This is a genomic window from Agrococcus sp. Marseille-P2731, from assembly GCF_900117395.1.
Taxonomy (GTDB): domain Bacteria; phylum Actinomycetota; class Actinomycetes; order Actinomycetales; family Microbacteriaceae; genus Agrococcus.
In genome coordinates this window covers 372391-394183 of sequence record NZ_FPEG01000003.1, presented here as the reverse complement: position 1 = coordinate 394183, position 21793 = coordinate 372391, and the positions used below count along the sequence as shown (strand labels likewise).

21 protein-coding genes are annotated in these 21793 nt (G+C 71.3%); 16 read left to right on the top strand and 5 right to left on the bottom strand.

Annotated elements, in window-relative coordinates; translation table 11 throughout:
• The first annotated feature begins 65 nt into the window (after window positions 1–65).
• Entirely contained in the window at window positions 66–752 is a 687-nt protein-coding gene (locus tag BQ6202_RS10020) for a DUF998 domain-containing protein (RefSeq protein ID WP_072314323.1), read from the top strand.
• On the opposite strand, the gene BQ6202_RS10015 is transcribed toward BQ6202_RS10020, so the two are convergent.
• Both BQ6202_RS10015 and BQ6202_RS10010 read right to left on the bottom strand, forming a co-directional pair.
• On the bottom strand, window positions 749–1492 hold the full coding sequence (locus BQ6202_RS10015; protein ID WP_072314322.1) for an alpha/beta fold hydrolase: 744 nt from the start codon (window positions 1490–1492) through the stop codon (window positions 749–751). The two genes, BQ6202_RS10020 and BQ6202_RS10015, sit on opposite strands and share 4 nt — an antisense overlap.
• A complete protein-coding gene (locus tag BQ6202_RS10010; RefSeq protein ID WP_327021589.1) occupies window positions 1492–2295 on the bottom strand; it encodes a YqaJ viral recombinase family protein in 804 nt (267 codons plus the stop codon). The genes BQ6202_RS10015 and BQ6202_RS10010 overlap by 1 nt, the downstream gene beginning before the upstream one ends.
• A gap of 131 nt (window positions 2296–2426) precedes the next feature.
• On the opposite strand from BQ6202_RS10010, the gene BQ6202_RS10005 reads away from it, so the two are divergent.
• The 10 genes from BQ6202_RS10005 to BQ6202_RS09960 all read left to right on the top strand — a co-directional run bounded on the left by BQ6202_RS10005 (window position 2427) and on the right by BQ6202_RS09960 (window position 13443).
• Window positions 2427–3170 carry a response regulator transcription factor gene (locus tag BQ6202_RS10005; protein ID WP_072315096.1) on the top strand — a complete coding sequence of 248 codons (744 nt, stop codon included), beginning with the start codon at window positions 2427–2429 and terminating at the stop codon, window positions 3168–3170.
• Window positions 3171–3189: 19 nt separating this feature from the next.
• Window positions 3190–4686: a sensor histidine kinase gene (locus BQ6202_RS10000; RefSeq protein ID WP_083587190.1), complete on the top strand. Its 1497-nt coding sequence runs from the start codon at window positions 3190–3192 to the stop codon at window positions 4684–4686.
• 222 nt (window positions 4687–4908) lie between these two features.
• Window positions 4909–5427 carry a 50S ribosomal protein L10 gene (rplJ, locus tag BQ6202_RS09995; protein WP_072314321.1) on the top strand — a complete coding sequence of 173 codons (519 nt, stop codon included), beginning with the start codon at window positions 4909–4911 and terminating at the stop codon, window positions 5425–5427.
• 33 nt (window positions 5428–5460) lie between these two features.
• The gene (gene rplL, locus BQ6202_RS09990; RefSeq protein WP_072314320.1) at window positions 5461–5847 is read left to right on the top strand and encodes a 50S ribosomal protein L7/L12; all 387 of its coding nucleotides are present in this window, start codon (window positions 5461–5463) and stop codon (window positions 5845–5847) included.
• A gap of 87 nt (window positions 5848–5934) precedes the next feature.
• The gene (locus BQ6202_RS09985; protein WP_072314319.1) at window positions 5935–6171 is read left to right on the top strand and encodes a helix-hairpin-helix domain-containing protein; all 237 of its coding nucleotides are present in this window, start codon (window positions 5935–5937) and stop codon (window positions 6169–6171) included.
• Window positions 6172–6225: 54 nt separating this feature from the next.
• On the top strand, window positions 6226–8079 hold the full coding sequence (locus BQ6202_RS09980) for an ABC transporter ATP-binding protein (RefSeq protein WP_072314318.1): 1854 nt from the start codon (window positions 6226–6228) through the stop codon (window positions 8077–8079).
• Window positions 8080–8178: 99 nt separating this feature from the next.
• Window positions 8179–9348 (top strand): ROK family transcriptional regulator, encoded by a 1170-nt coding sequence (locus BQ6202_RS09975; protein WP_072314317.1) that lies wholly within the window; start codon window positions 8179–8181, stop codon window positions 9346–9348.
• 129 nt (window positions 9349–9477) lie between these two features.
• Entirely contained in the window at window positions 9478–10995 is a 1518-nt protein-coding gene (gene mmsA / locus BQ6202_RS09970; protein ID WP_200792279.1) for a multiple monosaccharide ABC transporter ATP-binding protein, read from the top strand.
• 29 nt (window positions 10996–11024) lie between these two features.
• Window positions 11025–12272, top strand: coding sequence for a multiple monosaccharide ABC transporter permease (gene mmsB / locus BQ6202_RS09965; protein WP_442855777.1), 1248 nt, complete (start codon window positions 11025–11027; stop codon window positions 12270–12272).
• Window positions 12273–12327: 55 nt separating this feature from the next.
• Complete coding sequence (locus BQ6202_RS09960; RefSeq protein WP_072314315.1) at window positions 12328–13443, top strand: substrate-binding domain-containing protein; 1116 nt, start codon at window positions 12328–12330, stop codon at window positions 13441–13443.
• Window positions 13444–13508: 65 nt separating this feature from the next.
• Here BQ6202_RS09960 and BQ6202_RS09955 read toward each other — a convergent pair whose 3' ends face one another.
• Window positions 13509–13886, bottom strand: coding sequence for an MGMT family protein (locus BQ6202_RS09955; protein WP_234946186.1), 378 nt, complete (start codon window positions 13884–13886; stop codon window positions 13509–13511).
• A gap of 66 nt (window positions 13887–13952) precedes the next feature.
• On the opposite strand from BQ6202_RS09955, the gene BQ6202_RS09950 reads away from it, so the two are divergent.
• Both BQ6202_RS09950 and BQ6202_RS09945 read left to right on the top strand, forming a co-directional pair.
• Window positions 13953–15392 carry a cystathionine beta-synthase gene (locus BQ6202_RS09950; RefSeq protein ID WP_072314313.1) on the top strand — a complete coding sequence of 480 codons (1440 nt, stop codon included), beginning with the start codon at window positions 13953–13955 and terminating at the stop codon, window positions 15390–15392.
• A 1-nt stretch (window position 15393) separates the two neighbouring features.
• The gene (locus tag BQ6202_RS09945; protein WP_072314312.1) at window positions 15394–16596 is read left to right on the top strand and encodes a cystathionine gamma-synthase; all 1203 of its coding nucleotides are present in this window, start codon (window positions 15394–15396) and stop codon (window positions 16594–16596) included.
• A 30-nt stretch (window positions 16597–16626) separates the two neighbouring features.
• Here BQ6202_RS09945 and BQ6202_RS09940 read toward each other — a convergent pair whose 3' ends face one another.
• Window positions 16627–18000 carry an MFS transporter gene (locus tag BQ6202_RS09940; RefSeq protein WP_072314311.1) on the bottom strand — a complete coding sequence of 458 codons (1374 nt, stop codon included), beginning with the start codon at window positions 17998–18000 and terminating at the stop codon, window positions 16627–16629.
• 82 nt (window positions 18001–18082) lie between these two features.
• Here BQ6202_RS09940 and BQ6202_RS09935 point away from each other — a divergent pair, with 82 nt between their 5' ends.
• Window positions 18083–18529, top strand: a complete 447-nt coding sequence (locus BQ6202_RS09935; protein ID WP_072314310.1) for an SRPBCC family protein — start codon at window positions 18083–18085, stop codon at window positions 18527–18529.
• Between the two features lie 30 nt (window positions 18530–18559).
• On the opposite strand, the gene BQ6202_RS09930 is transcribed toward BQ6202_RS09935, so the two are convergent.
• Window positions 18560–19159: a hypothetical protein gene (locus BQ6202_RS09930; RefSeq protein ID WP_072314309.1), complete on the bottom strand. Its 600-nt coding sequence runs from the start codon at window positions 19157–19159 to the stop codon at window positions 18560–18562.
• A 153-nt stretch (window positions 19160–19312) separates the two neighbouring features.
• Here BQ6202_RS09930 and BQ6202_RS09925 point away from each other — a divergent pair, with 153 nt between their 5' ends.
• Both BQ6202_RS09925 and BQ6202_RS09920 read left to right on the top strand, forming a co-directional pair.
• Window positions 19313–20533 carry an amidohydrolase gene (locus BQ6202_RS09925; RefSeq protein WP_143143713.1) on the top strand — a complete coding sequence of 407 codons (1221 nt, stop codon included), beginning with the start codon at window positions 19313–19315 and terminating at the stop codon, window positions 20531–20533.
• Window positions 20530–21753: a multidrug effflux MFS transporter gene (locus tag BQ6202_RS09920; RefSeq protein WP_072314307.1), complete on the top strand. Its 1224-nt coding sequence runs from the start codon at window positions 20530–20532 to the stop codon at window positions 21751–21753. Before BQ6202_RS09925 ends, BQ6202_RS09920 begins: the two co-directional genes overlap by 4 nt.
• Window positions 21754–21793 lie beyond the last annotated feature (40 nt).

The following is a 21793-nucleotide window of genomic DNA, read 5'->3' as shown; positions in this document are numbered from 1 at the left end:
GTGTGACGGGCAGATGTCCGGATGACGGCGCATGACGCGCCGTGCCTCGCGGATACAGTGCTCATGTGCTCCAGCGCCTCTCGTTCGTCGACGCCGTCGTCGCGACCATCGCATCCGTCTGCCTCATCGCGGGCGCCGTGGTCATCGGGCAGGCGCGGGCGGCTGCGGATCGCTTCCTCTACATCTCCGAGCTCGGGGCCCTCGGCATGCCGACGGCTGCGCAGTTCCAGATCGGCTTCGTGCTCGTGGCGGGCGGCATCCTGCTCGTCGCCGTCGTGCTGCGCGACGTGCGGTCGCGGCTGCCGCTGCTGCGCCGCATGACGCCCGCTGCCGCGCTCGTGGCCGCAGGAGCCCTCTTCCTGGTCGCGGCCGCCGTGCCGTGCTCGATGGGCTGCCCCTCGCTGCTCACCGATGCGGCGCAGTGGCGCGACTGGGTGCACATCGTCGCGGCCGTGCTGGCGTTCGCCGCAGGCTGCCTGGCGATGCTGCAGTTCGCCACGGCGCGCGAGCGATGGGTGGCGCGCCTGTCGACGATCTGCGGGCTCGCGGTCGGCGTCATCGCGGCGACCGGTGGCATCATCTCGCTCGCGCGCGGCAACACCGACATCGGCTCGACCCTCGAGTACATCGCGGCGGCGATCGGGCTGCTGTGGCTGATGGTGATGGCGGTCGTGCACTGCCTGCCGCAGCGGACGCCGCGCGTCGAGCCTGCGCGCGCGGCCGCCGGCTCCGGCGTCGCCTCGCGCGGCTAGCGGATCCCCACCAGGAAGCTGCCGAGCTGCTGCTGGAACCAGCGCATCATCGCCTCCTCGCCGTCGTCCCGCGCTGGCGAGACCAGCATCCGGGTGCCGAGCTCGTCCCGCCACGCCTCGGCGACGTGCAGCGGATGCACCGGGTCGCGCGGGCTCGCGAGCACCACGGTCGGTGCGGGGATGCGCAGCGCACCAGGTCGGTAGGCCACGTTCCGCGGGATCTCGAGCAAGCGGATGCGCTGCTCGGCCGCCCGCGGCTGGGTCACCTGCGCCTCGATCGCGCGGGCGTGTGCGAGCGACTCGTGCGCGATGCCGCGCCACGCCCCGGAGGCGCGCAGCTGCGCGAGCACGCGCTGCGGGCGGGGCTCCTCGAGCAGGCGGCCCAGCAGCGGGAAGATCGCGAGGTTCGGTGGCAGCGGCTCGGTCGTGAACGCCGGCCGCACGAGCGCGATGCGGTCGAGGGGGAAGCGGCCCGAGCGAGCGATGATCGATGCGAGCGCCGCGCCGAGCGAGACGCCCACGATCGACACGGGCGAGCCGTCGCCGACCCGGATCAGCTCGCGCGCGATCTCGTCGGCCATCGCCTCGAGGGCGAAGTCGTCGGGCTCGCCGATGAGCGGGTTCGCCCCGTGCGCGCGCAGATCGGGTGCGAGCACCTGCACGCCGGGCGGCACGGCGCCGGTGAGGTAGCCGCGCATCGCGCTCGCGTCGGACCCGAGCCCGTGCAGCGCGAGCAGCATCAGCCGCGCAGCAGCTCGAGCAGCTGCTCGGCGCGATCGACCAGCGCGGCGATCTCATCCTCGTCGCGCTCGACCCACTGGTGCCGCGGCGGCCCGACGGGCACGAACTCGTCGTGCTGCTCCCACACGAAGAGCGTGCGCTCGGCGCCGAGCACGTACTGCTGCCACCAGATCTGCCGCAGGTAGGACTTCGGGATCCGCTCGAAGGGCTTCGAGGTGGTCTTGATCTCGGCGAGCACCGAGCCGTCGTCACTGATGCAGTCGGGCGTCGCGAGGTGCCGGCGATCGGGCACCGAGTGGAACAGCGCGTCCGAGGGCGAGAGCGAGAAGTGGTCGTGCACCCAGCTGGCGATGTGCGGCTCGCGCGCCCTGCCGTGGTCGGTGAAGGCGTTGCCGGTGAAGCCGCGCAGCGCGAACTTGTCGCGCGCGACCGTGGCGATCGAGCGCGGCGTGCTGAGCTTCGCGGCGTCGGTCGCAGTCACGCCCTGCGAGCGGGCGCGCAGCCAGGCGATGCGATCGCTCGAGCGCGCCACGATGCGGTGCACGTGGCCCGCGATCACGATGCCGGGGGCGGATGTCGTCCCGCGCTCGAGCACGGAGGTCGCGGTCCCGGCGACAGGCGCCGGCGCGGCGGTCATGCGTGCTGGCGCTGCTGGCTGCGCGACCGCCACGGGCGTCGCCGCGACCCGCGCGGCGGGGGCCGTCGCGACATCGCGCGTCGGCGCGAAGGAGACCGTGGGCCTGGTGCGCACCGCGGTCGACTCCTCGGCGAGATCACCGAAGATGTCGAGCTGCAGGTCCATCCATCCATCGTCCCACGGTGCGAGCACGACGCGGTCGCGGCGCGGCGGCTCGAACGGGGAAAGCAAGCGCACAGCAAGCGCATAGGATGGCTTGGCTCGCACGCATAGGAGACTCTGGCGAAATGGATGGCATGACCGATACCGCTCAGCAGCAGCTGCGTGCCCAGCCGCGCCTCACCCGCCAGGACGGCTCGCCCATCCGCGTCGTCGTCGTCGACGACGAGCAGAGCCTCGCCGACCTCGTCGCCATGGGCCTGAAGTATGAGGGATGGGACGTCAAGACCGCCGCGAACGGCCAGCAGGCACTGCAGGCCGTGCGCGAGTTCCGTCCCGATGCCGTCGTGCTCGACATCATGCTCCCCGACATCGACGGGCTGACCGTGCTCCAGCGCCTGCGCTCCGCGGGCTTCGACGTGCCGGTGCTCTTCCTGACCGCGAAGGACTCGCTCGACGACCGCGTCGCGGGACTCACGGCGGGCGGCGACGACTACGTCACGAAGCCCTTCGGCCTCGAGGAGGTCGTAGCGCGCCTCCGCGGCCTGATCCGCCGCACCGCGACCGCCGCCGAGGAGTCGAGCGTGCTCTGGGTCGGCGACCTGATGATGGATGAGGACTCCTACGAGGTGCGCAGGGGCGGCCAGCAGGTCGACCTCACCGCCACCGAGTTCGAGCTGCTGCGCTACCTGATGCGCAACCCGCGCCGCGTGCTCTCGAAGGCGCAGATCCTCGACCGCGTGTGGTCCTACGACTTCGGCGGCCGCGCGAGCGTCGTCGAGCTCTACATCTCGTACCTGCGCAAGAAGATCGACACGCTCGGCCCGCCCATGATCCACACCGTGCGCGGCGTGGGCTACCAGCTGCGCGCGGCCGAGTGACGGGCTCGGGCACCCTGGCGTGAGCCAGGCCGCGGCGTCGGCGGCCCAGCTGGGCCGGCGCATCCAGAACCCCTCGTCATGGTCGCTGCGCCGACGGCTGCTGGTCGTCGTCGCGCTGCTGTTCGCGGCGCTCACGGCTGCCGTCGCCATCGCGAGCGTCATGACGATGCGCGTCGTGCTCGAGACGCGCGTCGACGAGCAGCTGCGGGAGATCTCCGCGCAGACGGCGCAGCAGGTCGAGCAGTCCGGAACCGCGCGCGTCGATCCGCGCGCAGGCGGTTCGGGCACGCTGTACGCGATCGAGACCGATGGCGTCCTCGTCTCCGACGTGCTGATCACCCGGGTCACCCGGCAGGCGCTCGCGGCCAAGGATGAGTCCGTGCTGGTGAGGGTGGCGAGCGACGCTCCGCTCACCGTCTCGCTCCCGACCCACGGCGCGTTCCGCGTGATCGCGACGGACGTGGGCGGCTCGCGCGTCATCGTCGGCATCTCGTTGTTCGACACGAACCAGACGCTGGCCGCGCTGGCGTTCGTCATCGCCGTCTCGGCCATCGCGGCGGTCACGGTCGTGCTGCTGCTGGGCGACTGGATCATCCGCCGGGCGCTGCGCCCGCTCACCGCGGTCATCGCGACGACGGAGCGCATCTCGCAGCTGCCGCTGGCATCCGGCGACGCGCAGCTGACCAACCGGGTGCGCATCGAGGAGCCCGCGAGCGAGGTCGGCCGCGTGCAGGAGTCGATGAATCGGATGCTCAAGCACATCGAGGAGGCCTTCGAGGCCCGCGCCCTCAGCGAGAAGCGGGTGCGGCAGTTCGTCGCCGACGCCTCGCACGAGCTGCGCACCCCGCTCGCGGCCGTGCGCGGCTACGCAGAGATCACGCGCAAGCACGACACCGACCTGAGCGGCGACTCGCGGGCATCGCTCGAGCGCATCGAGGCCGCGGCGCACCGCATGCAGGCGCTCGTGGACGACCTGCTGCTGCTCGCCCGGCTCGACGAGGGGCGCGAGCTCGAGCGCGACGAGGTCGACCTCTCGCTCATGGTGGTCGAGGCCGTCGCCGATGCGCAGGCGGCCGGGCCCGCGCATCCGATCTCGCTCGAGCTGCCCGAGGAGCCGCTCGTGATCGCCGGTGACCAGCTGCGCCTCCAGCAGGTGGTCGCCAACCTGCTCGCCAACGCGCGCGTGCACACGCCGGACGGCACCGCGATCGACGTGCACCTGCGCACCGAGGGGGCGGATGCGGTGCTGGACATCGTGGATGCGGGCCCGGGGATACCGGAGCCGCTGCAGCGGACGGTCTTCGAGCGCTTCGCTCGCGGCGACTCCAGCCGCTCGCGCGCGACCGGATCGTCGGGCCTCGGCCTCGCCATCGTGCAGGCGCTCGTCGACGCGCACCAGGGCAGCATCCGGTTGGAGAGCGAGCCGGGCAGGACGGCCTTCGAAGTGCGGCTGCCGCTCTGGCAGGCGGAGGCCGGGGCGCCCTCGGCGGCCACCGACGCGCCGCTGGCCGAGTGACCGGCTTGCGCCGCGCATCCGTCGTGCCGTAGTCTTGCCGCATACCAAAGACCGCTGGTCGTTGGCGCGTGCTCGAAAGGTGCGCGACAACCGAAGGCTTGCTCGTGAGAGCGTCGGCCCGCGCAGGTGCAAGAGTCCCGTCGAGGACCGAGCTCCCGCGCTGTCGCCGGAGCTCATTTTCATGTGCGGGCCAGGGCAGCCAGCAACGATGCAAGGAGCACCATGGCGAACAAGGAAGCATCGGTCGCCGAGCTCTCGAACCTCTTCGAGACCTCGAACGCCGTCCTGCTGACCGAGTACCGCGGTCTCACCGTCGGCCAGATGAAGACGCTGCGCCGATCGATCAGTGAGCACGCGACGTACGCCGTGGTGAAGAACACGCTCAGCAAGATCGCTGCCAACAACGCCGGAATCACGGCGTTCGACGATTCGCTCGTCGGCCCGTCGGCGATCGCTTTCGTGCACGGCGACCCTGTCGCCGTCGCGAAGGAGCTGCGTGCCTTCGCCAAGGCGAACCCGGCGCTCGTGGTCAAGAACGGTTTCTTCGACGGGAACCCGCTCACGACCGAGGACGTCAACAAGCTCGCCGATCTCGAGTCGCGGGAGGTGCTGCTGGCCAAGCTGGCAGGAGCCTTCAAGGCCTCGCTGTTCGGCGCTGCATACATGTTCAACGCACCGCTCGCCCAGGCCGCTCGCGCGGTCGACGCGCTGCGTGCGAAGCAGGAGTCCGCGGCCGAATAAGGCCCGGTCGGTACCAGAAACAAGGAGAAGACGATGGCAAAGCTGTCGACTGACGAGCTGCTCGAGCAGTTCAAGGAGCTCACGCTCATCGAGCTCAGCGAGTTCGTGAAGGCATTCGAGGAGACCTTCGAGGTCACCGCTGCGGCTCCGGTCGCGGTCGCCGCGGCACCCGCCGCCGGTGGCGCTGCTGCTGAGGAGGCTGAGGAGCAGACGGAGTTCGACGTCGTCCTCGAGGCTGCCGGCTCGGCGAAGATCCAGGTCATCAAGGTCGTGCGCTCGCTCACGTCGCTTGGCCTCGGCGAGGCGAAGGCCCTCGTCGACGGTGCTCCCGCCAACGTGCTCGAGGGCGCGAAGAAGGAGGACGCCGAGAAGGCCAAGGCTGACCTCGAAGAGGCCGGCGCGACGGTCACGGTCAAGTAAGACCGCTCGATCCAGCACGAAGGGCCGCACCCGCGAGGGTGCGGCCCTTCGTCGTGCGCGGGGATGCTCCGGTGGGAGGCTGTGCGCATGAGCACGCGAGGCCTGCCCGAGCAGGTGGGTGACCTGCCGAAGATCGGCCGGCCGGCCGCGAGCGCGCTGCTCGCGATCGGCGTCACGACGCTCGATCAGGTCGCCGGGATGCGCGAGGCAGAGCTGCTCGCGGTCCACGGTGTGGGGCCGAAGGCGGTGCGCATCCTGCGTGAGGCGCTCGACGAGCGCGGCCGCGGGTTCCGGGCCGGCGATGCCGGCGCCGTCGACCGCTGAGCCTCGCTGGCCGGCGCGCGGCATCGGCGGGGTGGGCGCCGCTACGGTTGGCCCATGAGCATGGGGATGGGCGGTGGCCGCGGCGGCCGGGTGGCGATGCGCGATGAATCCGCGCAGCGCGAGGCGAACGCGACAGCACCCCGCGTGCCCGACCTCGGCAAGCGCATCCTCGGACTCTTCGCGCCGCACCGCGGCCAGATCACCCTCACGATCGCCCTCGTGCTCGTCGTCGCCGCGGTCTCGGTCTTCCCGCCGCTGCTGACGCAGCGCGTCTTCGACGAGGCGCTCTTCCCGCCCGAGGGCGGGCCCGACCTGCGGCTGCTGTGGACGCTGGTGGCCGTCATGGTGGCGCTCTGGATCACTGCCAGCCTGCTCGGCATCTGGCAGACCTGGCTCACCTCGCGAGTCGGCAACCGCGTGATGGGCGAGCTGCGCAACAGCCTCTTCGACCGGCTGCAGGGCATGGAGCTGGCCTTCTTCACCCGCACGAAGACGGGCGTCATCCAGTCGCGCCTGCAGAACGACGTCGGCGGCGTCGCGAACGTGCTCTCGAACACGATCTCCTCGGTCGTCGGCAACACCGTCACCGTGCTCTCGAGCCTGGTGACGATGCTGATCCTCTCGTGGGAGCTCACGATCGCCGCCGTGCTGCTCACGCCGCTGCTCGTCATCCTGCAGCGCCGCGTCGGGCAGGTGCGCGCGCGCATCGCGACGGAGACGCAGGAGTCCCTGAGCGAGATGACGGCCATCACGCAGGAGTCCCTCTCGGTCTCCGGCATCCTGCTCGCGAAGGTGTTCGGTCGTCAGACCGACGAGTCGCGCCGCTACCGCGACGAGAACGACCGCCAGATCGGGCTGCAGGTGCGGCTGACGATGAGCGGCCAGACGTTCTTCGCGCTCGTCTCGATCTTCATCTCCATCCTGCCCGCGGTGATCTACGTGATCGCGGGCTACCTGATCACGGGCGGGGATGTCGGGGTCACCGCTGGCACGCTCGTCGCCTTCACGACGGTGCAGTCGCGCCTGCTCATGCCGCTCATGGGCCTGCTGCGGGTGGCGCTCGACCTGCAGACCTCCTCGGCGCTGTTCGCGCGCATCTTCGAGTACCTCGACCTGAGGCCGTCGATCGTGCCGGCCGCGGAGCCCGTGCAGCCGGACGCGTCGCGCCTGGGGGAGGTCGAGTTCGACGCGGTGGAGTTCCGCTATCCGGATGCGCAGGCGAGCGAGCCGAACACGCTCGACGGCGTCTCGTTCTCCCTGGAGCCCGGCACCTTCGCCGCCTTCGTCGGGCCCTCGGGGGCTGGGAAGACCACGATCGGATACCTCCTGCCGCGACTGCACGAGGTCACCGGGGGAGCCGTGCGCTTCGCGGGCGTCGACGTGCGCGAGATCGACACCTCTGCGCTCACCGACAACATCGGCATCGTGAGCCAGGAGCCCTACCTGTTCCACGCATCCATCGCCGACAACCTGCGCTACGCCAAGCCCGACGCGACCGACGCCGAGCTCGACGCAGCGACGCGCGCAGCGAGCATCTACGACACCATCCACCGCTTTGCCGACGGCTACGACACGATCGTCGGCGAGCGCGGCTACCGGCTCTCGGGCGGCGAGAAGCAGCGCATCGCGATCGCGCGGGTGCTGCTCAAGGATCCCGCCGTGCTCGTGCTCGACGAGGCGACGAGCGCGCTCGACACGGTCTCGGAGCGCGTGGTGCAGGCGGCGCTCGACGAGGCCGCGCGCGGCCGCACGACGCTCGCGATCGCGCACCGGCTGTCGACGATCCGCGACGCCGATGTGATCTTCGTCATCGATGCCGGCCGCATCGTCGAGCGGGGTACGCACGACGAGCTGCTCGCGCAGGCCGGCACCTATGCCGCGCTCTTCGCGCAGCAGGCGGCGCGCTGACCGCACCGACGGCGCTCGGCGGGCCCGCCGAGCGCGTCCGCACGTCCGGTCTCGCGTTCATTTCTTGACAACAAGGGGGCGGCTCGTCACCATTGCCCAATGGCAACCCGACGCAGCCCCGGCTCCCAGGGCGCGCTGCGCGCCGCCAACCAGGCGCGCGTCGTGCAGGCGCTGCGCGACTCGCCGGCGACCCAGTCGGAGATCGCCGAGCGCACCGGCCTCGCGCACGCGACCGTCTCCAACATCGTGCGAGCGCTGCGGGAGCGCGGCGCGGTCTCCACCGCTCCGACCGTGCACCAGGGGCGGCGCGCGAGCCTCGTGACCCTCGAGCGCGCCGAGGGCCCCACCGTCGTCGGGGTCGACTTCGGTCGGCAGCACGTGCGCATCGCCGTCGCGGCTGACGATCCGATGGTGCTCATCGAGGACGAGGTGGTGCTGCCCGCCGGGCACCGTGCCGACGAGAGCCTCGCGATCGCGGTCGACCGGCTCGATCAGCTGCTGCGAGGGGCCGGGCTGCGGCGCGACGACGTCGCGGCGATCTGCGTCGGCGTGCCCTGCCCGATCGACCTGCGCTCAGGCGCCATCGTCGGGCACACGATCCTGCCGGAGTGGGACGGCGTGACGCGCGACCGCATCGGCGAGGCCTTCGGCATGCCCGTGGAGGTGGCGAACGACGCCGATCTCGGCGCGATCGCCGAGCGCGCCTTCGGCCCCTACGCCGACGTCGACGACCTGATCTTCGTCAAGATCGGCACGGGCATCGGCTGCGGGCTCGTGCTGGGCGGCCGGCTGCATCGAGGCGCCTTCGGGATCGCCGGCGAGCTCGGGCACGTGCAGGTCGAGCCGGGAGGCACGCTGTGCGTGTGCGGCAGCAGGGGCTGCCTCGAGACCCTCGCGTCCGTGCGCGTCATGGCGCAGTCGCTCTCCGAGGCCTTCGGCAGGCCCATCACGACCGCCGACATCGTGCGCCAGGCCATCGAGGGCGATCTCGCGACGCGTCGCGTCGTCGCCGACTCCGGCGTCGCGATCGGGCGCTCGGTCGCCAACCTCTCGAACCTGCTCGCCCCATCCGTCGTCGTCGTCGGCGGGCCGCTCGCCGAGGTCGGCGAGCTGCTGCTGGAGCCGGTGCGCGAGGGCTTCCGGCGCTTCGCGCTGCACGCGCTCGTGACGACGACGCAGGTCGTCGGGTCGTCGCTCGGCTCGCGGGCAGAGGTGCTGGGTGCGGTCACGCTCGCTCGCCAGACGGCGCGCGCCAACGCGTTCATCTGACGATCGCGTCTGCTGAGATTGCGTTCATGACTTGACGCGACCCATCCGCCAGCGTAGGTTGATCCGCGATCCGTCGATGGCGGCGGTCGATGGAGGGAGCCAAGGGTGGCTGAGCCGGTGATCCTGTCGATGCAGCGCATCACGAAGGAGTTCCCCGGCGTGCGCGCCCTCGACGACGTGAGCATCGAGGTGCACAAGGGCACCATCCACGCGATCTGCGGCGAGAACGGTGCCGGCAAGTCGACGCTGATGAAGGTGCTCTCCGGCGTCTACCCGCACGGCACGTTCAGCGGCCAGATCGTCTACCAGGCCGAGCCCGTCGCGTTCAGCAGCATCAACGAGTCGGAGCGCGCCGGCATCGTCATCATCCACCAGGAGCTCGCGCTGGTGCCGGAGCTCTCGATCGCCGAGAACATCTTCCTCGGCAACGAGCCGCGTCGCGGCATCGCGATCGACTGGGACACCGTGCGCATGCGCGCGACCGAGCTGCTCGCCCGCGTCGGCCTGAGCGAGGATCCGGACACGCCCATCAAGCACATCGGCGTCGGCAAGCAGCAGCTCGTCGAGATCGCCAAGGCGCTCGAGAAGGACGTCAAGCTCCTGATCCTCGACGAGCCCACCGCGGCGCTGAACGAGACCGACTCGCAGCACCTGCTCGACCTGATCGTGGGCCTGAAGGCCAAGGGCGTGACGTCCATCATGATCTCCCACAAGCTCAACGAGATCGAGCAGGTGGCGGATGCGATCACCATCATCCGCGACGGCAAGACGATCGAGACGCTCGACATTGCCGCAGGCGGCGTCGACGAGGACCGCATCATCCGCGGCATGGTCGGCCGCACGCTCGGGCAGCGGTTCCCGGAGCGCGGGCACACCGCCGGCGAGACCTTCTTCGAGGTGCGCGACTGGACCGTGCAGCATCCGCTCTCTGCCGAGCGGCTCGTCGCCAAGAACTCCAGCTTCACCGTGCGTCGCGGCGAGATCGTCGGCTTCGCCGGCCTGATGGGCGCCGGCCGCACCGAGCTCGCGATGAGCATCTTCGGTCGCCAGTACGGCACCTGGCTCGGCGGGACGATCCTGAAGGACGGCAAGGAGATCAAGGTGCGCTCCGTGCCAGAGGCGATCGGCCACGGGATCGCGTACGTGAGCGAGGACCGCAAGGCGCTCGGGCTCAACCTGCTGGACACCATCAAGCGCTCGATCGTCTCGGCCAAGCTGTCGAAGATCGCTCCCGCGGGCGTCGTCGACGCGCTGCAGGAGTCGAGCGTGTCGGAGGAGTACCGCCAGACGCTGCGCATCAAGTCGCCGAGCGTCGAGCAGGGCGTCGACACGCTCTCCGGCGGCAACCAGCAGAAGGTCGTGCTGGCGAAGTGGATGTTCACCGACCCCGACCTGCTGATCCTCGACGAGCCCACTCGCGGCATCGACGTGGGGGCGAAGAGCGAGATCTACCAGATCGTGCGCGAGCTGGCGGATGCCGGCAAGGGCGTGATCCTCATCTCCTCCGAGCTGCCAGAGCTGCTCGGCCTGGCAGACCGCATCTACACGATCTTCGAAGGTCGCATCACGGGCGAGCTGCGTGCCGCCGATGCCGACCAGGAGATGCTCATGCGCCGCATGGCGCCGACGAAGGGTGACGACGCATGACCGAACGAGTGGCAGAGCGCCGAGGGTTCCTGACGGAGTTCAGCATGCTGTTCGGCAAGCAGGGCTCGCTCAAGGAGTTCGGCATCCTCGGTGCGCTCATCGTGATCGTGCTGGCCTTCCAGATCGCCACGAGCGGCACCACGCTCGCGCCGGGCAACGTGATCAACATCGTGCAGTCGCAGTCCTACATCCTGCTGCTCGCGATCGGCATGGTGATGGTCATCATCGCCGGGCACATCGACCTCTCGGTCGGCTCTGTCGCCGCCTTCACGAGCGTCGTCGTCGCGATCTCGATGAACGACTGGGGCCTGCCGTGGGGGCTGAGCATCCTGCTCGGCCTGGGCCTCGGGCTCGTGATCGGCGCCTGGCAGGGCTTCTGGGTCGCGTTCGTCGGCGTGCCCGCGTTCATCGTCACGCTCGCCGGCATGCTCATGTTCCGCGGCCTCAACCAGCTCGTCGGGCAGTCGCGCGGCATCGGCGTCGACCCCGGCTTCGTCTCCGCGCTCGCGGGCTACCTGCCTGAGGTCGGACCCAACACCGGGTACAACAACCTGACGCTGCTGCTCGGCGCCGCGGCCATCGTCGCGGTCGTCGTGTTCGAGCTGCGCGCCCGCTCGCGCCGAGCGCGCATGGGAGCCCCCGTCGCACCGACCTGGGTGCTCATCACGCGGCTCGTGCTGGTCGCGGGCGTCATCATCGCCGCCGCGCTGCTGTTCGCCAGCGGCCGCCCCGGCACGAGCTTCCCGCTCTCCGGCCTGCTGCTGGTCGCCTTCGTGCTCGTCTACGGCTTCCTCACCCAGCGCACGACCCTGGGCCGCCACATCTACGCGGTCGGCGGCAACCGCCGTGCAGCAGAGCTCTCGGGCGTGCGCTCGCGCTGGATCGACTTCTTCGTCATGGCCAACATGTCGGTGCTCGCATCGGTCGCGGGCATGATGTGGATCGCTCGCTCGCAGTCAGCCGGCCCCGCGGACGGCAACGGCTGGGAGCTCGACGCCATCGCCGCCGTGTTCATCGGAGGCGCGGCGGTCGCGGGCGGCATCGGCACGGTCGCCGGCAGCATCATCGGCGGCCTCGTGATGGCAGTGCTGTCGAACGGCCTCTTCGCGGTCGGCACCGGCTCCGACTGGATCCAGGTCATCAAGGGCCTCGTGCTGCTGATCGCCGTCGCCATCGACGTGCTCAACAAGCGCCAGGGGCGCTTCTCGATCATCGCGCTGCTGCAGCGCGGACTCACGCGGGGACGCGACCGAGACGGCCTGACCGTCTCGTCGTGACCACCGCATCCGCACCACTCATCTCGAACACCCCCACCGAACACCAGGAGCACTCATGAAGAAGACCACCTTCGCGGCGCTGGCCGGCATCGCCGCCGTCAGCATCGCGCTGACCGGCTGCGGCCGCGCAGAGACCCCCGCAGAGACGGCCGCCGAAGGCGGCGAGACCGCCGCTGCAGCGGGCGGCTTCGCCGCCGACGCCACGATCGGCGTCGCCCTGCCCGACCGCACGAGCGAGAACTGGGTGCTCGCGGGCGACCTGTTCACGAACGGCCTCGAGGAGGCGGGCTTCACGGGCAACGTGCAGTACGCCGGCTCGTCGAACTCGGTCGGTGACCAGCAGCAGCAGATCCAGAGCATGATCTCGGCCGGTGCCGAGGTCATCATCGTCGGCGCTGCCGACACGAACCAGCTCGCGACGCAGCTCGAGGCGGCCGACGCAGCCGACATCACGGTGATCGCCTACGACCGCCTGATCCAGAACAGCGAGCTCGTCGACTACTACGTGGCGTTCGACAACTACCACGTGGGCGAGCTGCAGGCGCAGTCGCTGCTCGACGGCCTCGAGGAGCGCTTCGGCGACCAGGAGGCCTGGAACATCGAGCTCTTCTCGGGCTCGGCCGACGACTCGAACTCGGCGGTCTTCTTCGACGGCGCGATGAGCGTGCTGCAGCCGAAGATCGACGACGGCACCCTGACGGTCGTCTCGGAGCAGACCTCGGTGCAGCAGACGGCGACCGAGGACTGGGCTGCGGAGAACGCGCAGAACCGCATGGACACGATCCTGCAGAACTCGTACCAGGGCGAGGACCTGCACGGCGTGCTCTCCCCGAACGACAACCTCGCTCGCGCCATCCTCACCTCGGTGCAGAACGACGGGCGCGACGTGCCGGTCGTGACGGGCCAGGACTCCGAGGTCGAGTCGGTGCAGTCGATCGTCGCCGGAGACCAGTACTCCACCATCTACAAGGACACCCGCGCGCTCGTCGCCGCGGCCATCGAGATGGCACAGGCGCTGCAGGCGGGCGAGGAGCCCACGACCACCGCGACGTCGGACAACGGCGCCGTCGAGGTGCCCGCGAACCTGCTCGAGCCGGTCATCGTGACGCAGGCGAACGCCGCTGAGGCCTACGCCGACAACGAGGACCTCGCGCCGCTCACCGAGCAGTAGGAGGCAGCGGGTCTCACGACTCGTGCGGACGGGCGGCTCCATCGGGGCCGCCCGTCCTTCGTGCGTCAGACGGATGCGCTGCGCGCGACCGCGACGAGGCTCGGCAGGTCGGCGGTCGCCTCCCGCCACTGTTGGGCGAGCTCCTGCACGTCGGCCGCGTGATCGCGGTAGCGGCAGCCGCGCCCGCTCGGCTTCACGGCGATGCCCTCCTCCTGCCAGTGCGGCAGCGCCCGCTCGAGCAGGTCGGGGGCGAAGTCGCCCGAGTGGTTCGTCACCCGCCACCAGGGCAGTCCGTCGGACCAGTGGCGCATGACGGCGCCGACCTCCCGGGGACCGATGCCGCAGATCTCGGCGATGGTGCCGTAGGAGGCGACGCGCCCCGCGGGGACCAGCTCGACGCATCGCAGCACGAGCTCGACCACGAGCTCCCTGCGCGCATCCACCACCCCATGATGCCGGAGGCGCGCGACGGCGCGGCGATAGGCTCGTGCGGCAAGGCAGGAGGCCCCATGCGCTACGCAGAGTCGATCGTGGAGACGATCGGCGACACCCCGCTCGTCAGGCTGTCGAAGGTCACCGAGGGGATCGCCGCGACCGTGCTCGCGAAGGTCGAGTTCATGAACCCGGGCGGCTCGGTCAAGGATCGCATCGCGGCGGCGATGATCGAGGACGCCGAGGCGAAGGGCCTGCTCGGCCCCGGCGGCACCATCGTCGAGCCGACGAGCGGCAATACCGGCGTCGGGCTCGCGCTCGTGGCCCAGCAGCGGGGCTACCGCTGCGTCTTCGTGTGCCCCGACAAGGTCTCCGAGGACAAGCGGGCCACGCTGCGCGCCTACGGTGCAGAGGTCGTCGTCACGCCGACCTCGGTCGCGCCCGACAGCCCCGAGAGCTACTACGGCGTCGCCAACCGCCTCACCGAGCAGATCGAGGGCGCCTTCCAGCCCAACCAGTTCTTCAACCCCGCGGCGCCCGCGGCCCACGAGGCGAGCACCGGCCCCGAGATCTGGCGCGACACCGATGGCCGGGTGACGCACTTCGTCGCAGGCGCCGGCACCGGCGGCACGATCACCGGCACCGGCAGGTACCTGCGCCGCGTGTCCTCGGCGGGCGAGGGGCGAGCGGATGGCGCGGGGCCCGGCAGCGGCGCGGCCGAGCGCGAGCGCGTGCGCATCATCGCCGCCGACCCCGAGGGGTCGATCTACTCCGGCGGCACGGGCCGCCCCTACCTCGTCGAGGGCGTGGGCGAGGACATGTGGCCCGGCAACTACGACCCGAGCGTCGTCGACGAGGTCATCGCCGTCGACGACGCCGCGTCGTTCGCCATGACCCGCCGCCTCGCCCGCGAGGAGGGCCTGCTGGTCGGCGGCTCGAGCGGCATGGCCGTGGTCGCTGCGCTGCGCGTCGCCGAGGGGCTGCCCGCCGACGCGGTCGTCGTGGTGCTGCTGCCGGATTCCGGCCGCGGCTACCTGCAGAAGGTCTACTCGGACGCCTGGATGCGCTCCTACGGCTTCGCCGGACCCGACAGCGGCACGACCGTGCGCGATGTGCTGACCGGCAAGGCCCGCACCGGCGCGGCAGGTGCGCTCCCCGCCCTCGTGCACGCGCACCCGACTGACACGGTGCACGACGCGATCGAGATCATGCGCGAGTTCGGCGTCAGCCAGCTGCCCGTGCTCACGGCCGAGCCGCCGGTCGTGGTCGGCGAGGTCGCCGGCGCCGTCGACGAGCGCTCGCTGCTCGACGCGGTGTTCGCCGAGGAGGCGCAGCTCGCCGACCCCGTCTCGGCGCACCTCGGGGCGCGCCTGCCGCAGCTGGGCGTGACCGAGTCGGTGGATGCGCTGCGCACGGCCCTGCGGTCGGCCGACGCCGTGCTCGTGCTCGAGGACGCCAAGCCCGTCGGCGTCATCACCCGCACCGACCTGCTCTCCCACCTCTCGAAGGAGGCCTGACATGACGACCGAGCCGAACGCATCCGCCCCGCGCGAGGCAGCGCGCACCGCAGCCGAGGCGCACGGCTTCTCGACGCGGGCGATCCACGACGGGCAGCCGTTCGACCCGCGCACGGGCGCGGTCATCCCGCCGATCTTCATGACGTCGACCTTCGTGCAGGACGGTGTCGGCGGGTTCCGCGACGGCTACGAGTACTCGCGCGGCGGCAACCCGAGCCGCGATGCGCTGCAGCAGCAGCTCGCGAGCCTCGAGGGCGGCTCGCACGCCTTCTCGTTCGGCTCCGGCCTCGCGGCCGAGGACGCCCTGCTGCGCGCGGTGCTGAAGCCCGGCGACCACGTGCTGATGGGCAACGACGTCTATGGCGGCACCCATCGCCTCGTCTCGCAGATCCACGCGCAGTGGGGCATCGAGATCTCGACGGCCGACGCCTCAGACCTCGATGCCGTGCGCGCGTCCCTGCGCCCGAACACTCGCGTGCTGTGGGTCGAGACGCCCTCGAACCCGCTCATGAAGATCGCCGACATCGCCGGCCTCGCCGAGATCGGGCACGCCGCGGGAGCGGTCGTCGTCGCCGACAACACCTTCGCGACGCCGTACCTGCAGCAGCCGCTCGCGCTCGGCGCCGACGCCGTCGTGCACTCGACCACGAAGTACATCGGCGGCCACTCCGACCTCGTCGGCGGTGCGGTGGCGACGGCGGATGCGGCGCTCGCGGAGCGCGTCGGGTTCCAGCAGTTCGCGGTGGGCGCGGTGAACAGCCCGTTCGATGCCTGGCTGACGAGCCGCTCGCTCAAGACCCTCGCCGTGCGCGTCGAGCGGCACTGCGCGAACGCGCAGGCGGTCGCCGAGTCGCTCGTCGGCCACCCGGCCGTCGCCGCCGTGCACTACCCGGGGCTGCCCGACCACCCGCAGCACGCGCTCGCGCAGCGGCAGATGCGCGGCTTCGGGGGCATGGTGTCGCTGCAGCTGCGCGGGGGAGTGCCGGCCGTGCACGAGCTCGTGGGTGGCACGCGGCTCTTCCAGCTCGCGGAGTCGCTCGGGGGCATCGAGTCGCTCGTCTGCTATCCGTCGGAGATGACGCACGCGTCGGTGCAGGGCACCGAGCTGGCCGTGCCCGAGGACCTGCTGCGGCTCTCCGTCGGCCTCGAGGACGCTGACGACCTGGTCGCGGACCTGCGGCAGGCGCTCGACGCGCTCAGGTAGCGGCGGGAGCGGCGGCCGTCGCGCCCGCCGTCACTCGAGCGACCTGCCGCGCAGCTCGGGGAGGGTCCAGGCGGCGACCGCCGCGATCGTGAACGCGGCCGCGAAGACCCCGAAGAGCAGCAGCGAGCCGCCGCCGCTGCCCAGCAGCAGCGGCACGGCGAGCGGCGCCAGGATCGATGCGATGCGGCCGAAGCCCGCGGCTGCGCCCGTGCCCGTGCCGCGCACGTTCGTCGGGTAGAGCTCCGGCCCGATGGCGTAGAGCGCGCCCCACGCACCGAGGTTGAAGAACGACAGGGTGCAGCCGGCCGCGATGATCATCGCCTCGGTGGATGCCGTGCCGTACCAGGCTGCGGCGAGCGCAGAGCCGATCAGGAAGGCCGTGAGCGTCGGCCGCCTGCCCCAGCGCTCGATCAGGAACGCGGCGACCGCGTAGCCCGGCAGCTGCGCGACCGTGATGATGAGCGTGAACTCGAAGGAGCGCACGAGCGAGAAGCCCTGCTCGACCAGCAGCGACGGGATCCAGATGAACGCGCCGTAGTACGAGAAGTTGATGCAGAACCAGACGGTCCACAGCGCGATGGTGCGGCGGCGGAGCGCCGGCGACCAGATCGACACCCGCGGCTCGCCCGCGGTCGCCTGCACCGCATCCGCCGTGCCCTGCTGGACGGCTGCGCTCGGCTCGAGGTCGGGCAGCGAGCTCGGTGCGGCGATGCCCGCCGCCTCCTCGAAGGGGCGCACGGTGCGCTCCGCCTCCGAGAAGCGGCCCTTCGACTCGAGGAACCGCACCGACTCGGGCATGCCCCAGCGCACCACGATCGAGAACAGCGCCGGCGCCATGCCGATGGCGAGGCCCCATCGCCACCCGTCGTCGGAGGTGCCGACGACGAAGGTGCCGATGACGGCCGCCGCGATCCAGCCGACCGCCCAGAAGGCCTCCAGCCACACGACGACGCGGCCGCGGATGCGCTTGGGCGCGAACTCGCTGATGAGCGTGGAGGCGACGGGCAGCTCGGCACCGAGGCCGAGCCCCACGACGAACCGCAGCACCAGCAGCGCCGCGAGCGAGCCGACGAGCGCCGAGGCTCCGGTCGCGAGCCCGTAGACGAGCAGCGTCAGCGCGAAGACGCTGCGGCGGCCGATGCGGTCGGCGAGCAGTCCGCCGAGGGTCGCGCCGAGCGCCATGCCCATGAAGCCGACCGACGCGATCCAGCCCTTGTCGGCGCCGGTCAGCCCCCACTGCTCGCCGAGCGCCGCGATGACGAAGGCGATGAGCCCCACATCCATCGCGTCGAGCGCCCAGCCGATGCCGGAGGTGCCGAGCAGGCGGCCGTGCTTGCGGGTGAAGGGCAGGTGGTCGAGCCGCTCGGAGCGGGTGGCGCCGTCAGTGGCGGGGAGCACGGGCATGCGGGGCCTCTCGTCGGGGGCGCACTGGGCCAGACGGACCCACGATAGTGCGGCGCCTGGTCTCCAGGGCTAGCGTTGCGGCATGAGCGAGCGAATCGAGATCCCCGACGAGGTCGAGCGCACCGAGATCGAGGCCTTCGTGATGGCCTCGGCGGATGCGGTGTGGGAGCTCTGGACGACGGCCGAGGGCTTCGAGCAGTGGTGGTGGCCGATGTTCGGCGACACGAGCTACGAGGTGGATGCGCGCGAGGGCGGCAGCTACCGGTTCCGCACCGCCACGGGCGGCTTCGGCGTGCAGGGGCGGTTCCTGCAGCTCGACGAGGCCAAGCGCATCGTGCTCCTCTGGGACTGGATGAGCAACTACGAGGGCGGCGACCAGCGCGAGGACCTCGTCGTGATCGAGTTCGACGAGCTCGGCGACGGCACGCACGTGCGCGTCACGCAGACCGGCCCGCTCGACGAGCTCGAGCCGCTGCGCGAGGGCTGGCAGGACTGCCTCACCCGCCTCGAGGAGCACTTCGACGACTGAGGCCGTCGCCGGTGCGCGGTCGCGCGGTCGTCACGCGGGCGCCGGATGGGCGGCGCGGCCCGCGCGCAGCCCGCTGACTGCGTGACCGGCGCCGAAGGCGACGAGGGCCAGCGGCAAGGTGAGCGTGAGCGCCCCGAAGGCCGCCATGCTCCCGAAGGCCGCTGCGACCCATCCGTAGGTCGTGAGGACGTCGCACGCGACCACGAGGAACATCGACCAGCGGTCGAATCCCGAGACCGGCCAGCGCGCGGCGATCGCGGTCGCGGCCGCGAGCCCCACGAGCTGCCGCACGAGCGCTCCGGCGTCGTTCGGCGCGGCGTCCGGGTCGCCGAGCAGCAGCGGCGTCGCCCACGCGACGAGCCACCAGCAGTGGAAGACGATGAGCGCGATGCCGCCGAGCCTGGCCCAGCCGAGCCGCGTTCGCCTGCCGAGCAGCGCGGTGATGAGCAGCAGCGTCGAGGCCAGCATGGCCGCGGCCGATCCGATGCCCAGCAGCATCTCGGCGGCGCCCGAGACCTGCGGCAGCCACGCTCCGGCGGCGAGCAGGCCGCCGGCGATGGCTGCGACGCCCGCCCAGAGGCGCATGCCCGCAGCGAGTGCCGCTGCGGGGTCGCTCGAGCGCTCGCTCATCGCCCGTGCTGTCACCGCATCCCCGTCCGTCTCTGCGCCCCACCCTGGCGCAGCCCGGTGGGAGCCTGCTGGGCGGACGGGGCGAGGCAGTCGGGAATCGTTCGTCGGGCTAATCAGGCGTAGGCTGGAACTCGCTGTCTGACAGGAAGAGGGATCATGCTGCTCGCCATCGTCAACGCCCGTGTCGTGCCCGTCGAGGGCGACGAGTTCGAGGGCACCGTGCTGGTGCGCGACGGGAGGATCGCCGAGCTCGGCGCCGACGTCGCTGTGCCGGCGGATGCCACCGTGCTCGACGTCGAGGGGGCGCAGGTCACGCCCGGCCTCGTCGACGCGCACGTGCACCTCGGCGTGCACCCCGAGGGCGACGGCCCCGGCGCGAGCGACACGAACGAGATGACGAACCCCAACACGGCGGGCGTGCGCACGGTCGACGCGATCGACCCCTTCGACGAGGGCTTCGACCTGGCGCTGGCGGGCGGTGTGACGACCGTCAACGTCAACCCGGGCTCCGGCAACCCGATCGGCGGCCAGGCGACCACGCTGCACACCCACGGCCGCATCGTCGACCACATGGTGCTCCGCGAGCCCGCCGGCGTGAAGAGCGCGCTCGGCGAGAACCCCAAGCGGGTCTACGGCGAGAAGAAGATCATGCCCTCGACGCGCCTCGGCACGGCCAAGGTGATCCGCGACGCCTTCGTGGCGGCGCAGAGCTACCGGCGTCGCAAGGCCGACCCCGACAACGACAAGCGCCACGACGTCGACCTGACGATGGAGGCGCTCGTGAAGGTGCTCGACCGCGAGATCCCGTGGCGGCAGCACGCGCACCGCGCCGATGACATCGTCACGGCCCTGCGCATCCAGGCCGAGTTCGGCTACGACCTCGTCATCGATCACGGCACCGAGGCGCACGTGGTCGCCGACCTGCTCGCCGAGCGCGGCGTGCCGGTGCTGATCGGCCCGCTCTTCACGACCAAGTCGAAGATGGAGCTGCGCGGTCGCTCGATCTCCAACCCCGGCAAGCTCGCGCAGGCGGGCGTCGAGATCTCGATCATCACCGACCACCCGGTGATCCCGATCTCGTTCCTCGTGCACCAGGCATCCCTCGCCGTCCGCGAAGGGCTCGATCGCGAGACGGCGCTGCGGGCCATCACGATCAACCCCGCGCGGGTGCTGGGCGTCGCCGACGAGGTCGGCTCGCTCGCGGTCGGCAAGCGTGCCGACATCGTCGTGTGGAGCGGCGACTGGATGGACCCGATGGCGCGACCCCGCACGGTCCTGATCGACGGCCGCGTCGTCTTCGAGCACGACGCAGCGACGGGCGAGGAGCGCGTCGCGTCCCGCCACGAGGTGCCGCTGCGCCTCACGCACGAGTGAGCGCCGCACAGCCGGGCGCGCAGTACACCAGGCGCCGCCGCGTCACGACGCTGATCGTCCTTGGCCTGCTCGCCGGCCTCGGGCCGTTCACGATCGACCTCTACCTGCCGGCGTTCCCGGCGGTGAAGGAGGACTTCGGCACGACGGATGCGGCGGTGCAGCTGACGCTGTCGGCCACGACCCTGGGGTTCGCCTTCGGGCAGCTCGTGGTCGGGCCGCTCTCGGATCGCATCGGGCGGCGCAGGCCGCTGCTGATCGCCACGAGCGTGCACGTGCTCGCGAGCGTCGCGGTCGCGATGGCGCCCGACATCGTGACGCTCTCGCTCATGCGGGTGATCCAGGGCTTCGGCGCTGCCGCGGGCACGGTCGTCGCCATGGCGATGGTGCGCGACCTGTTCGGCGGCAAGCAGCTGACGACCGCGCTGTCGCGTCTCGCGCTCGTGATCGGCATCGCCCCGATCGCCGCGCCCGTCATCGGCTCCTGGCTCGTGGGGATCATGCACTGGCGCGGGCTCTTCTGGGTCCTCGCGGCATACGCCGTGCTCGTGATCGTGCTGCAGCTGGTGTTCCTGCGCGAGACGCTGCCGCCGCAGCTGCGGCACGCGCCCGGCCACTCGACGCTGCGGCAGCGCTATCGAGCGGTGCTGACCGACCGGGTCTTCATCGGCGTCGCGATCATCGGCGCGAGCATCTTCGGCGGCATGTTCGCCTACATCTCGACCGCCTCGCTGCTGCTGCAGGAGGTCTACGGCTTCTCGCCGGGCGAGTTCGGACTCGTGTTCGCCCTCTGCTCGGTGGGCGTGCTCGTCGGCACGCAGACCGCTGGTCGAGCTGCCAATCGCTTCGGCGCGCAGTGGGTGCTGGCGGTCTCGACCGCGCTGCTCGTGGTCGGCGCGGCCGGCATCATCGCGCTGGACGTCGCAGGCCTCGGCATCGTCGGGCTCGTGCCGCCGCTCGCGCTGTTCGCCTTCGCCTTCGGCCTGTCGATGCCGTGCGTGCAGACGCTGGCGCTCGCGGGGCACTCGGGCGAGGCGGGCACCGCGGCGTCGCTGCTGGGTGCCCTGAACATGTCGATCGCGGGCCTCGTGAGCCCGATCGTGGGGCTCTTCCAGATCCAGAACGCGATCCCGATGGGCTCCATCATGCTGATCTGCGGCGTGCTCGCGGTCTGCGCGCTGTGGCTCGTCGTGCGCCCTCGGAGCGTGCCGCCGATCGAGTGAGTCGGTCGCAGGGCAGCATCCAGCGGCGCGCCTAGGATTG

Excerpts from the sequence above, each read along its gene's own strand:
- BQ6202_RS10015 (WP_072314322.1), bottom strand. The coding sequence starts at position 1,492 with ATGCTGCTCGCGCTGCACGGGCTCGGGTCCGACGCGAGCGCGATGCGC.
- BQ6202_RS10010 (WP_327021589.1), bottom strand. The coding sequence starts at position 2,295 with ATGGACCTGCAGCTCGACATCTTCGGTGATCTCGCCGAGGAGTCGACC.
- BQ6202_RS10005 (WP_072315096.1), top strand. The coding sequence starts at position 2,427 with ATGACCGATACCGCTCAGCAGCAGCTGCGTGCCCAGCCGCGCCTCACC.
- rplJ (WP_072314321.1), top strand. The coding sequence starts at position 4,909 with ATGGCGAACAAGGAAGCATCGGTCGCCGAGCTCTCGAACCTCTTCGAG.
- rplL (WP_072314320.1), top strand. The coding sequence starts at position 5,461 with ATGGCAAAGCTGTCGACTGACGAGCTGCTCGAGCAGTTCAAGGAGCTC.
- BQ6202_RS09985 (WP_072314319.1), top strand. The coding sequence starts at position 5,935 with ATGAGCACGCGAGGCCTGCCCGAGCAGGTGGGTGACCTGCCGAAGATC.
- BQ6202_RS09980 (WP_072314318.1), top strand. The coding sequence starts at position 6,226 with ATGAGCATGGGGATGGGCGGTGGCCGCGGCGGCCGGGTGGCGATGCGC.
- BQ6202_RS09975 (WP_072314317.1), top strand. The coding sequence starts at position 8,179 with ATGGCAACCCGACGCAGCCCCGGCTCCCAGGGCGCGCTGCGCGCCGCC.
- mmsA (WP_200792279.1), top strand. The coding sequence starts at position 9,478 with ATGCAGCGCATCACGAAGGAGTTCCCCGGCGTGCGCGCCCTCGACGAC.
- BQ6202_RS09960 (WP_072314315.1), top strand. The coding sequence starts at position 12,328 with ATGAAGAAGACCACCTTCGCGGCGCTGGCCGGCATCGCCGCCGTCAGC.
- BQ6202_RS09950 (WP_072314313.1), top strand. The coding sequence starts at position 13,953 with ATGCGCTACGCAGAGTCGATCGTGGAGACGATCGGCGACACCCCGCTC.
- BQ6202_RS09945 (WP_072314312.1), top strand. The coding sequence starts at position 15,394 with ATGACGACCGAGCCGAACGCATCCGCCCCGCGCGAGGCAGCGCGCACC.
- BQ6202_RS09940 (WP_072314311.1), bottom strand. The coding sequence starts at position 18,000 with ATGCCCGTGCTCCCCGCCACTGACGGCGCCACCCGCTCCGAGCGGCTC.
- BQ6202_RS09935 (WP_072314310.1), top strand. The coding sequence starts at position 18,083 with ATGAGCGAGCGAATCGAGATCCCCGACGAGGTCGAGCGCACCGAGATC.
- BQ6202_RS09930 (WP_072314309.1), bottom strand. The coding sequence starts at position 19,159 with ATGAGCGAGCGCTCGAGCGACCCCGCAGCGGCACTCGCTGCGGGCATG.